This is a genomic window from Belliella filtrata (assembly GCF_022549775.1).
Lineage (GTDB): Bacteria > Bacteroidota > Bacteroidia > Cytophagales > Cyclobacteriaceae > Belliella > Belliella filtrata.
The window spans coordinates 57116-69244 of sequence record NZ_JAKZGP010000012.1; the positions used below are offsets into that span (position 1 = coordinate 57116).

The 12129-nt window shown below is 37.8% G+C and carries 13 protein-coding genes; 3 read left to right on the forward strand and 10 right to left on the reverse strand.

Features of this window, described 5'->3' with window-relative positions:
* Window positions 1–148: 148 nt before the first annotated feature.
* The 9 genes from MM239_RS06950 to rpsT all read right to left on the reverse strand — a co-directional run bounded on the left by MM239_RS06950 (window position 149) and on the right by rpsT (window position 9164).
* Entirely contained in the window at window positions 149–1735 is a 1587-nt protein-coding gene (locus MM239_RS06950; RefSeq protein WP_241347482.1) for a hypothetical protein, read from the reverse strand.
* Window positions 1736–2058: 323 nt separating this feature from the next.
* Complete coding sequence (locus MM239_RS06955; RefSeq protein ID WP_241347483.1) at window positions 2059–2355, reverse strand: helix-turn-helix domain-containing protein; 297 nt, start codon at window positions 2353–2355, stop codon at window positions 2059–2061.
* 374 nt (window positions 2356–2729) lie between these two features.
* Complete coding sequence (rny, locus tag MM239_RS06960; RefSeq protein ID WP_241347484.1) at window positions 2730–4295, reverse strand: ribonuclease Y; 1566 nt, start codon at window positions 4293–4295, stop codon at window positions 2730–2732.
* A gap of 63 nt (window positions 4296–4358) precedes the next feature.
* The gene (locus MM239_RS06965) at window positions 4359–4643 is read right to left on the reverse strand and encodes a cell division protein ZapA (RefSeq protein ID WP_241297149.1); all 285 of its coding nucleotides are present in this window, start codon (window positions 4641–4643) and stop codon (window positions 4359–4361) included.
* A gap of 1 nt (window position 4644) precedes the next feature.
* Window positions 4645–4929, reverse strand: coding sequence for a hypothetical protein (locus tag MM239_RS06970; protein ID WP_241297150.1), 285 nt, complete (start codon window positions 4927–4929; stop codon window positions 4645–4647).
* A 2-nt stretch (window positions 4930–4931) separates the two neighbouring features.
* The gene (gene pheT / locus MM239_RS06975) at window positions 4932–7343 is read right to left on the reverse strand and encodes a phenylalanine--tRNA ligase subunit beta (RefSeq protein ID WP_241347485.1); all 2412 of its coding nucleotides are present in this window, start codon (window positions 7341–7343) and stop codon (window positions 4932–4934) included.
* Window positions 7344–7483: 140 nt separating this feature from the next.
* A complete protein-coding gene (locus MM239_RS06980) occupies window positions 7484–8101 on the reverse strand; it encodes a DUF1684 domain-containing protein (protein ID WP_241347486.1) in 618 nt (205 codons plus the stop codon).
* A gap of 3 nt (window positions 8102–8104) precedes the next feature.
* Window positions 8105–8800, reverse strand: coding sequence for a RadC family protein (gene radC, locus MM239_RS06985; RefSeq protein WP_241347487.1), 696 nt, complete (start codon window positions 8798–8800; stop codon window positions 8105–8107).
* A gap of 109 nt (window positions 8801–8909) precedes the next feature.
* Window positions 8910–9164 (reverse strand): 30S ribosomal protein S20, encoded by a 255-nt coding sequence (gene rpsT, locus MM239_RS06990; RefSeq protein WP_241347488.1) that lies wholly within the window; start codon window positions 9162–9164, stop codon window positions 8910–8912.
* A gap of 432 nt (window positions 9165–9596) precedes the next feature.
* Between rpsT and MM239_RS21165 the strand changes: the two genes are divergently transcribed.
* From MM239_RS21165 to MM239_RS21175, 3 genes are all read left to right on the forward strand, one after another.
* Window positions 9597–9758, forward strand: coding sequence for a hypothetical protein (locus tag MM239_RS21165; RefSeq protein WP_394801490.1), 162 nt, complete (start codon window positions 9597–9599; stop codon window positions 9756–9758).
* Between the two features lie 198 nt (window positions 9759–9956).
* Complete coding sequence (locus MM239_RS21170; RefSeq protein ID WP_394801491.1) at window positions 9957–10079, forward strand: hypothetical protein; 123 nt, start codon at window positions 9957–9959, stop codon at window positions 10077–10079.
* Between the two features lie 68 nt (window positions 10080–10147).
* A complete protein-coding gene (locus tag MM239_RS21175; protein ID WP_394801492.1) occupies window positions 10148–10378 on the forward strand; it encodes a hypothetical protein in 231 nt (76 codons plus the stop codon).
* Between the two features lie 33 nt (window positions 10379–10411).
* Here MM239_RS21175 and MM239_RS07000 read toward each other — a convergent pair whose 3' ends face one another.
* Complete coding sequence (locus tag MM239_RS07000; RefSeq protein WP_241347489.1) at window positions 10412–11716, reverse strand: pyridoxal phosphate-dependent aminotransferase; 1305 nt, start codon at window positions 11714–11716, stop codon at window positions 10412–10414.
* Between the last annotated feature and the right edge of the window lie 413 nt (window positions 11717–12129).

The window sequence follows — 12129 nt, forward strand, 5'->3', positions numbered from 1 at the left end:
CACCAGCAATTTATACTCTCCCATGTCTGGTGTCCTCCCCAGCCATATTTGCTCATTTCTTAGGCCGTGGCTTGTGAGGACACAAATAATAATTGAACATATTCTGTAAGGACTCAAAACACGTAGGAGATGTCCAAACACTATTTAATCATTCCACCAAAATACCTATTTTAACAACCCCTGTGTTATAAGTAAAAACATCTACTGAATTATTAGAAACATCCACAGCATCTATTACAGGATCGTAAAAAGACATTTTAACATGTCCTAAATAATCTGATTCGGAACTTCTATATATTTGATGTTCGATAAATTTAGACTTAGTCATAGGAGAATTCACAACACCAAACACACCTACTTCTTCATTTACTTCATTTTTTAACCCAAGGCTAATCTTACTACTTCCTATAAAATTTGATTTATGAACAAAAAACATTTCATTTACATCCTTCTCTAAAACCTCCAGACCTTGATCTTCTTCATAAACTTTGATATATCTTATAATTGATTCATTTCGAATATCCCATTTCCCAATTGTGACTGGGTGGGGTAAAAAAACCTTCTTCGAAGTGAATTTAGAAGGATCAATTTTATAGGTATGTTTACCTTTTCTCAACCAAGTTGAGTTTCTATAAGTATGATCAATGTTAAAATCCCAGATCTCCTCAGGCCTTAGTGGGGCATACACAATTAAAGGTGAACCTTCAGTAGTGAAAACCTCAAATCGAAAATTATACGCACCCTTTGACCACATTTTATTAACTAGTTCAGCTTCACTGAATCCTTTTCTTGACTTCCTGACAGCTACAGTATTATTCACAAAGGGGTCTCCATTATAAATTTCAGCATTTCTTTGGTTTGATATATCATAATAGACCACAGGGTCAATTTCCAAAAACTGAATATACTCTGTTACTCCGAGGTTTAAGCTCCCTTGCCTTTTTTCAGGAGTAATACCATAATATATATAGTCTCGCTGAAAACCTTTTCGATTAATACTCTCATCATCTTTATAAAAATGTTTAAAAGCTTCTAATGATTTGAAATCGACATTTTCAATACCTATAGCTGTCTCAACTTGACCTACGGAGTTTGGATTAATTCCATCATAGATAGGCGACCTAAAGTTCAACCCTTTTCTACCCCTCAACATATGGCTATTCTCTGGAAGAGTAACCCTAGTATTCTCATTTACAACAAACACGTGAAAATCAGGAACCTCACCTTTATCAAAAGTTAATTCTTCATTCCCATTATAAAATAGCACATTTTCTGAGCTTTTTGATACAATCACTGGGACATCCGCATCATTTGTGTCTAAGTTTTCAGGCAAAACATCAAAAAACTCAATTTTTGACAAATAAATATTCAGCAATGGAATACTTCTTTCTATACTTTCCAATTCCTGTGTAGAGGAGTAAGAAATCAAAATATCTCGAAAAGATTCATCTCCAATAACCTCATCTTTAACCAAATAATACAAGACATCATAATTCCTATCAAACTGTTTCAAAGCTTCTTCCTTGAGGAAATCTCTTAAATCCATTCTTTGATGTACAGCTTTGGACAAAATAATGGCAAACTTCACCAAATTCTCCTCTTTTAAAACAGCATTTTCGGATCTTGACGTACTGTTTCTTTCTAAAATCATATCCTCCGAACATGAAATAGATAAAAAACTTAATAATAAGCACAGCATCATGCAAGCCTTGACAGGTTGTAATTTCGCATTCATAATTGAAATAATAAACATTGTTATAAAATAGTCTAAAAAACCAATAATATTTTAAAATTATAGTTCGACTTTTTTGAAGCTGCAAAGATAATGAAAAGTAATAGAACACGCTAGCAGAGATAGAACATAGCTAACACATATCCACGCTTTTTTGCAAAACATATTATCGATCCAAGGCTTTTTGAATCATCCATGATTTTTGAGGACACAAACCTTATGGTAAAAGAAAATTGGCTGAATAACCAATGGTTTTGCAATAAGCGTTAACTTGGCGGCATGAATATCCACTGAGGACACATAATAATGTAAGGATTCAATCCTTTTCAGGACAATAAAATTTCTGCTGGTATTTTTAGGTCTTTGTAAAGGGATTTTATCATACCCAAAGTCAGCTTACGTTTTCTATTAAGAATTTCACTTACCCTACTTTGGCTACCTAGGTATTTCACCATATCGGCACTAGACATACCCATTTGCTCTATGCGGAATTTAATGGCATCCACTGGATCTGGTGGTGCAATAGGATAATGTTTTAACTCATATGATTCCACCAAGGTCACCAACAAATCTAATTCATCGCCTTCTGAAGTATCTTTTTTACCCCCCCCACAATGCTTCAATCCTACTTAAAGAAGCTTGATAATCCTCTTCTGTTTTTATTGGTCTAATGTTCATAATTAAATTGTTCTAGCGTCAATCTTATCGTACTGTTTATGTGTCACTATAAACTACCCATTGACTAGCTTCCTCACCAGACTATAACACACCTTTTACATTTGTAATAAAAAGCAAACAATATACTAAATGAATTACTCATTCCTCATAGCTTGTGAGGACACAAACCATGGGAAATAAGAAATAAAGAACAAAGTGAAGGTAAATTAATGTTTGGTAGAGACACAAAACCCGAATAGTTGAGCATAAAAAAAGGCCTGTGATAACACAAACCTTTTTATTCTTTCAACGACAACTGAATCCTGCCTATTGCTATCAATTACTTTGCGTAACTCACTGATCTCATTTCTCTGATCACAGTGATCTTGATCTGACCAGGGTATTGCATTTCCTTTTCGATCTTTTGAGAAATATCAAATGAAAGCTGACTGGCTGTTTGATCATTGACATTGTCGGCATCTACCAACACCCTCAACTCACGACCTGCCTGCATTGCAAAACATTTGTTGACACCATCAAAACTCAAAGCCAAGTCTTCAAGATCTTTCAATCTCTTGATATAGCTGTCCATGATCTCCCTTCTTGCTCCAGGCCTTGAACCAGAAATAGCATCAGAAGCTTGAACAATCGGTGATATCATCGAAGTCATCTCAATCTCATCATGGTGAGCTCCGATGGCATTACATACTTCAGGATGCTCTTTGTACTTTTTGGCAAGCTCCATACCCAAGATAGCGTGAGGCAATTCTGCCTCCTCTGGATAGACCTTCCCGATATCATGTAGTAATCCTGCCCTCTTGGCAAGCTTGGCATTCAAGCCCATCTCAGCCGCCATAGTAGCACAAAGTTTGGCTACTTCTCTTGAGTGTTGAAGTAGGTTTTGGCCATAAGAAGATCTGAACCTCATTCTTCCTACCATTCTGATCAACTCAGGGTGTAAGCCATGGATTCCTAGGTCAATACAAGTTCTCTCGCCGATCTCAACGATTTCTTCTTCTATATTTTTCTCCGTCTTGGCTACAACTTCCTCGATTCTGGCAGGGTGGATTCTACCATCCTGTACCAATCTATGAAGTGATAGCCTCGCGACTTCCCTTCTTACAGGGTCAAACCCTGATATAATGATCGCCTCTGGTGTATCATCTACCACGATCTCTACACCCGTAGCCGCTTCCAATGCACGGATATTCCTACCTTCTCTACCGATGATCTTACCTTTGATATCATCACTCTCAATGTTGAAGATAGATACGCAGTTTTCGATTGCATGCTCAGTAGCCGTTCTTTGAATAGTATCAAGAACAATTTTTTTAGCTTGCTTGGTTGCTGATAATTTAGCCTGATCGAGGATGTCCTTGATATGAGAAGAAGCTTTTGTACTTGCTTCATCTTTGAGCATTTCGACTAGTTGTTCTTTGGCTTCTTCCTTGGTCAGGTTAGCAATTTTCTCTAAGTCTGAAATTCGCTGACTAGTTACTTTATCAAGCTCATCTTTCTTTACTTGCACGGAGTGAAGTTGTGCATTCAAGTTTTCCTTTTTGCTTTCAAGCTCCGCTTCTTTCCTCTTGATTTGCTCTAGTTCCTTATTGAGAGACTGTTCTTTTTGCTTGAGTTTGTTTTCATTGGTGATGATGATGTTTTTCTTCTTATTCACCTCTTCTTCAAACTCCGACTTGAGCTTCAGGTATTTTTCTTTAGCTTCAAGAATCCTATCCTTTTTCAAGGCCTCAGCATTCACTTCAGCTTCACGAGTGATGATTTTAGCTTTTTCTCTAGCTTCTTCTTCAATTTTTTTGTTGTTGCCTTTCATAAATAGGCCAACTAACAAAGCGCCGATACCAAGACCTACTAGGCCTGCGACGATCATGTATATTGATTCTCCCATAGGTTTATTATGCTTTAATACCTCATAGGAAAACAAAAAGTACCGATTGGTTCAAGTATCTAATTATAATAGATTAGTCAGTCTTTGATTGATTTTATGCAAATTTTCTTTGATCAATTCACTATCGTCGGAATTGACCTTGTCTTGTTCCATGGATTCTACCATACAATCAAATGCCGCCATTGCGAGCAAATCTTGCTTGTCATCCAAACCAAATTCTTCTCTATATCTTTTTATTTTATCATTAATCAATTTTCCTGCATGTCTGATTTTCGCCTCATCCTCCACTTTTACTTTCATGGGATATTCCCTATCTCCTATTTTAATTTTTATCGAAAGTGTATCCATATCATTCAGACAAATAGGCAATTATATTATCGATCTCTTGTATATAATTATTGATCCTCTCTCTCAACTCGGCAGACTCAATGTTCTCCACTGGTATGCTGTTTACAAGTTTAGTGATTTTAATTTGATTTTTAAAATCCTCCAAGGCTGCATCTTTCTCTTTGACACTAGATCTCAAGAAATCTACCTCATGCTTTAGCATTAGGTTTTGCTCTTCCAACTGTTCAACTTTTTTGCTTACTTGGTTGCTGAGCTTCTCTAGCCTTTGGAGTTCTTCGTGAATCATATTTATTTCCTAATCATTGCTCCGACTTCATTCTCAAATGTCTGAATCAGTCGATTCATTGTTTTATCGATTACTTTATCTGTTAGCGTCTGTGCTGTGTCTTGAAGGTAAAAGCTAAGCGCATAGGCCTTTTTGCCAGATTCGATTTTATCTCCTTGATACACATCAAAAACCCCAATGCGTTGCAACAATTTCCCACCGGCTTTCAATGCCACAGTTTTCACCTGATCGAAAGTAATCGCTTTGTCAATCACCAAAGACAAGTCTCTCCTAACTTCAGGAAACTTAGAGATTTCTTGATACTTCTTCAAGCCCTTTGATTTCTTACAAATCAAACCCCAATTTAGCTCTGCAAATAACACTTCTTGCTTAACCTCCGCAAGCTTAGCAGATGAAGTACTAAGCATCCCTACACTACCCAGCACCTTGGTTCCGATCATCAACTGCAAAGCATAGTCATATGGAGATTCATGCACAATAGACACATTCACATTGTCTATCCCCATTTTTTCCAAAATCAATTCTACAACGGCATAAAGGTCTGGAAATTGTACGGATTTTGAAGGCGCTAGCCAACTCTCTGCCACCTTGTCGCCTGTCAAAAACAAAGACAACCTTTTCTCTTCCCTATATCCTTGAGCTTCCTTGAAGTAGACAGATCCAAATTCAAAAAGCTTCAAATCTTTTTGCCTACGATTGATATTATGAGCCAAAACCTCAAGTCCTGTGAACAACAGGCTTTGACGCATCACACCCAAATCTTCACTTAATTTGTTTAAAATCATCACATTATCAGCTTCTTGCAAATATGAGGACTTCTCAACATATATTGGCTTAGTCAATGAATTGGTAATGATCTCAAAATAGCCAAGTCCAGTAAGCAGCTCACTCAATCTATATTGAAGTTTGTTCAGGTCTTTGGACGGATGCTCAGCAAGATAATCTGCATCAAGGTTTTCAGACAATGCTACCCGGTCAAAACCATAGATCCTCAAGATCTCTTCTATCACATCAGCTTCTCTCGTTACATCCACTCTGTAAGGCTTTACCGTAGCAGTAAATCCATCCGCTGACTCATTGCTCAACTGAATATCCAAGCCTTCTAAAATTGTTTTAACTTCTTCTGGAGCTATATGCTTACCTATCAGCCTGTCTATATGCTTGTAGCTCACTTCGATTTGAAAATCCTCGACAGGGTTTGGATAGATATCGATTACTTCCGATGCGAATTCTCCACCAGCAATTTCTTTTATCAAATTTGCCGCACGCTTTAGCGCATAGATGGGCATATTTGGATCTGTGCCTCTTTCAAATCTAAAAGAAGCATCAGTCTTCAAGCCATGAAACTGACTCCCTTTTCTGATCACATCAGGTGAAAAATATGCCGATTCCAAGAATATTGAAGTGGTCTCTTCTGACACCCCAGAACCTTTTCCACCAAACACACCAGCTATACACAACCCTCCATTCTGATCACAAATCATCAACTCTTCACCAGAAAGTGTCCTTTCTTTTTCATCAAGGGTAGTAAACTTTGTTCCTTTTGGAAGCTTCTTAACTATAATCTTGTTCCCTTCGATCTTTGCTGCATCAAAAGCGTGCAGTGGCTGTCCGAGATCATGTAGGATAAAGTTTGTAATGTCGACCACATTGTTAATTGGCTCCAAATCTAAAGCCTTGAGGTAATTTTGCAGCCACTCAGGTGAAGGAGCTACTTGAACACCCTCTATGGTGATCCCTGCATACCTTGGACAGTCATTTGTATTTTCTACCTCGACTGCGATGCCATCTTTCCCCTTTGGTGCATCAAAATGTTCGATCAAAGGCAATTGAATATCTTTTCCCAAGAGCGCCTTTAAGTCTCGTGCCACTCCCAAGTGTGAAGCTGCATCGGCCCTATTGGGTGTAAGGCCAATTTCCAACACTTCGGTAGATTCAATATTGAAGTAAGATGCTGCCGGTGCACCATTAGCTAAATCAGTGTCCAAAACCATGATCCCTGCGTGACTTTCTCCAATGCCAATTTCATCTTCCGCACAAATCATTCCTTGAGAAACCTCTCCCCTGATTTTTGCTTTTTTAATTTGAAAAGGCTCACCTGATAAAGGGTATAACATCGCCCCCTCAGTAGCCACAATTACTTTTTGACCGGCTGCTACATTTGGTGCTCCGCATACGATAGGAACTACCTCTGTGCCAATATCTACGGTAGTGATGCTTAACTTATCTGCATTGGGATGTCTTTCGCATGTCAATACTTCACCAATTACCACACCTTCCAATCCACCTTTTATCGACTCGAAGGTCTCGATACCTTCTACTTCCAAGCCTGACCCAGTCAATAGCGCTGCGATTTCTTCAGCAGTCTGATCCAGTTCAATAAAATGCTTGAGTCTATTTATAGAAATCTTCATGAATTTGCTATTATTTCAGAATAAAGGACAAATTTAAGAGAAATGCATTAGGCATAAGGCTAAATCAGCCTATTTTTTTGGCCATTTTAGCTCAATTAAAAAATGTGATAAAAATTCTACGAGCCTATCAAAAGCATTTTCTATTTCTCGTAATCTTTCTCCCCAGCCGTAATCGCCACATCCAATAGATTTTCTTTGGGAGGCAATGGACATGCAAACTCTGGGTTATATGCACAGTAAGGGTTGTATGCCAGGTTAAAGTCTATCAAAACACTATTTTTCCCATCCTGCCTCAGGTTCAAATAACGGCCTCCACCATAGGTTTCTGCTCCACTAGTCTCATCGGCAAAGGCAAGAAAAAAATTTCTCATATCTGACTCATCTTTTGCCTGCAACAAAAGCAACTTGACTGTTTTCCCTTGCAAATCAAATACTGCGTAGCTATGTTTGATATATTTCTCTACAGTACCATCAGTCATTGGGATTTCAATCATCTTCCTATCCTCCACCGGCTCCAGCTTGGCCCTTACTCTGTAATTAGCATCTGTAGGGTAATAAGTCAAAGTATTCAAATCCTTTTTTTGCTCATCATCAAGAGGAGACTCTGGGCTATACCTCAGAAACTTAAACTGCTTATCCCTTTCCCTCTCTACACTTTCAAAATACACCTCTTGGTCATCTGCACTTGTTAGCATATATGCTACTGAAGCTATTACACCAATAGCAACCATTAATAAAACGATATTTCTTTTGTTCATCTTTTAAATCTTTCCTTCATCTGCAAAGCTAAAGTAACCACTATCTGTGAAAATCAAATGATCCAATACACTAACATCCAAATTTTGACCTATAAGCTTTAGCCTATCCGTCAATGCTATATCTTGTCGTGAAGGGTTCAGACTACCCGAAGGATGGTTATGTACCAAGATCATGGAACTCGCCATCAGCTCCAAAGCATACTTAAAGATTATCTTTGGGTCAGCGATTGTAGCATTTAATCCTCCTTTGGATATCAACTGCTTTTTGATCACATAGTTGTTTCTATTGAGATAAATTACCCAAAAATTCTCCACTATCTCATCTTGCAAATAGGGGATCATGATATGATAGGCCTCAGTAGAAGACGTAATGCGATCTTTTTTTGCTGGCTCTTGCAGCTTTCTTCGTCTTCCTAGCTCCAGCGCACTCACTATAGTAACTGCCTTCGCTTCACCGATACCCTTGAACTGCTGCAAATCCTTGACAGAAAGCCTAGCAAGTTCAGCTAGACTATTGTTGACCTTGCTGAGAATAAAGCGTGATAAATCAACTGCACTTACTGACTTAGTTCCAGAACCGATCAATATAGCGATCAACTCAGCATCTGACAAGGCAGACTTACCTTTGAGCAGTAACTTTTCTCGAGGTCTATCCTCTTCTGCGAGCATAGAGATCTTAATAGACTGGTATGTATCCATAAAAATTCATTGAGGTTAAAAATAATCTCTAACAAGTTAAAAAAATATTGGACACAAAAAAAGTCCTAACCTCACAGATCAGGACTTAATTATATTTTTCAGGTTACAATTAACCCAAAGAATTAACCAATTTGGTCAATTTTGATTTCTTGTTTGAAGCGTTGTTCTTGTGAAGGATATTCTTCTTAGCCAATTTATCGATCATAGAAGTAACTTTCTTCAACAATTCTTGAGCTTCAACTTTATCAGTAGTAAGTCTCAATCTTTTGATAAAAGTCCTTGTAGTCTTGGCCTGATACCTGTTTCTCAAACGTTTGGCTTCGTTTGCACGAATTCTTTTAAGTGCCGATTTGTGATTTGCCATATCTTTATTTGCTTAATTTCTTTTACAATCCCGTTATTCCTAAACGGAGTGCAAAGTTAATAGATTAATTTTTAAACACAAAAGGATTTCTTAACTAAACCTAGTAAAGTTGAGAAATCAGCATGAGTTTTTTTTTCTTTTTCCGCCTTAGTGCTGCAAAGGTAACATATAATTTCAGTATCCAAATCGATTTGCTATAAATACTAGCAAGGGAATCAGTGATATTGCTCTGATTTTTTTAATGCTAGCAAATTTTAAAGGATTGATTTTTCAATACATATTTTTAAATTTCATCAATACAAACTCTTTTTAATCATGAGATACTTTTAATTGATATTGTTCTTCTTCTGATAGGTAACATGGTCATGGCGGCTTGGGATTTTTTGCTCACAAAAAAATTAACAGGCATGCTTTTTTTCACTCCCACCTGAAATGATAGGCTTTTTTAAGTCAAATATCCAATTTATTACTGAAAACGCTGTCAACCCAGACAGAAGGCGCTACGCCGTATTTGGCGAAGCTGAAAAACATTATTTGGACGCAGACATCTATGGCCATAGTGCTTTCTACACCCCTCCGAGGTATTGGCAGTAAGCGGTAGAAAAATTCGGAGAAGAAGAGCTAGGCAAATACGGAATAGGTACCTGGAATGCATACAACACCAAAAGCCAACTTACGGAAGCATTTAAGAGAAAGGATAAAAAAGCCATTCTAAGACTTGCGGTTGATCTTGTCCATTATATTGGCGACATCAATGTGCCGTTACATACCACCAAAAACTATAACGGCCAATTGACAAATGTATATGGAATTCACGCATTTTGGGAAAGTAGAATTCCAGAACTATTATCGGATGATTACGACCTATTGGTTGGACAAGCTAAAATCATCCCAAATACCCAACTTGCTGCCTAGGACGCAATAATCTATGCACATTTGACACTTGACTCTATCCTTCATTCTGAAAAAATCTTAAACGACAGATGAAGCGTTCTATCAAAATGATAGCGGATTTTTGGTATAGTGCATGGATAGATGCTGGCCAACCAATCCTCAATGATCTTTTGGACAAACCTGTGGAAGATCTCGAAGAAAAGTTCTCTTCACCCAGCACTCCACTCAACGTACGAGAACACGAAGGACTTGCTAGCAAAGAATCTCAAGAAGAACTCTGCAGATCATTTTACAGGTCTATGTGGAGAACTGGGAATTGACAACTTTAAAACATCAAGGAGCTCATTTATAGGCTAAACATTCAAATACTCCTTTATGGCATCTGCCAACTTTGTAAAAGTACTCCGAAAAGTAGCTTCATCATCCTCTAGCAGTGTCACTCTAAAACCTCTAAGTTCTGAGCAAAAAGAAGAAATCGGCACCACACAAATCCCTGTAGATGCCAACAAACAGTACACAAATCGCTTATCAAGCGGCATATCTTTTTCCAACAGCCATGAATCTAACAGGGTTTTCACATTTGGATTATCGACTGGCAACAACTGATCTGGATGAAGATAAGTCTCGTCAAAAACAATGGTATTGTAAAATGCCCCTTGCGTAGGATTAAATTTGATACCTGGAATTCCTTCAAGCAAATCGCTTAAGAGTTGGCTTCTTTTCCCAATTTTACTATTTTCCTCAAGCCTGTAAGTTTTGTAAGCTGGATGCGACATGATCTTTGGAATCGAAAGTTGAGGTAAAATGGTCGAACACACCTCTATCATCTTGGCATTCTCCAAAGTCTGAACCAACTTTCCAAATTCTTTGGAAGCATCTCTATTGTAAAACTCCATCCAACCACACCTAGAGCCTGGCCATGGAAATTCCTTAGAAATGCCTTTTAGCGAAATCGCTGGCAAATCTCCAACTACCTCGGAAAGCGCCACTGCATTTATCCCATTATAGGTGATATTTTGGTAGATCTCATCCGCAATCAAAAGCAACTTGAATTCCCTAGCTATTTTCACAAAGCCTTCAAGCACTTCCTTGGGGTAGACCATGCCTGTAGGGTTATCAGGATTAATAATCAATATACCCACTATGCTAGGGTTATACTTCACCTTGTTATATAAATCCTCCATATCTGGAAGCCACTGGTTGTCTGGATCAAGCTTATAAGTGATCGGAGAAGTGTTAGCATGTGCAGCCTCAGCAGAACTATGTGTACTATAAGCTGGGGAAGGTCCAATAATCCGAGCTGTAGGAATCAAAAACTGATAAAGTTTAGCTATAGCATCACCTAAACCATTAAAAAATAAAATATCGCTGGCCGTAATCTGAACTCCATTCTTCTCATTATTCAAATTGGCCAAAAACTCCCTGGTTTCCAAAACACCCTTGGAGTCTGCGTAACCGTAAGAATGATCTTGCTTCACCAGGTCAGCGACTATGTCCTTCATCCACACGGGCACTTTGTTGTTTTTTTGAATTGGGTCACCGATATTCTCCCAAGTGATCCTTTGTCCCAAAGCCTCAACTTGTCTTGCCTTTTTGACAATTCCCCTGATCTCATAATTCAACTCTTCGGCGCCTGGCCTAAGCAACAAAGTTCTCATAATTTAAATTTTAGAAAATCGTCAGCAAAGAAACAAAAAACTATGTGAAGACTAATTAATTTCAAAGAAAGATATTCAAACCTTCATAAAAAATGAAATGAGATTCTTCCTAACCACAAACCTAGAAAACAATCTATGGAAACAACTAAATGTATCTGGAAATAATAGCATTTCAAATTCTTTTGCAAGTTTTATAAATTTGAAATCAGTACACTTACGATACCTTACGTTTTTGACGAAGATAGCGGTAAAATCATTATAGCGGCAGTTTTTCACATGAGTAGAAATCCAGACCTTTGGGAAGGTCGCTAAACATTTTCTTAATCACTTAATTTTTTGACCAAGAATTATTCCAACTTATCTTTGCAAAAAAGAACTCAAAGTTTGAAATCCCTGTTGATTTTTGATACCCA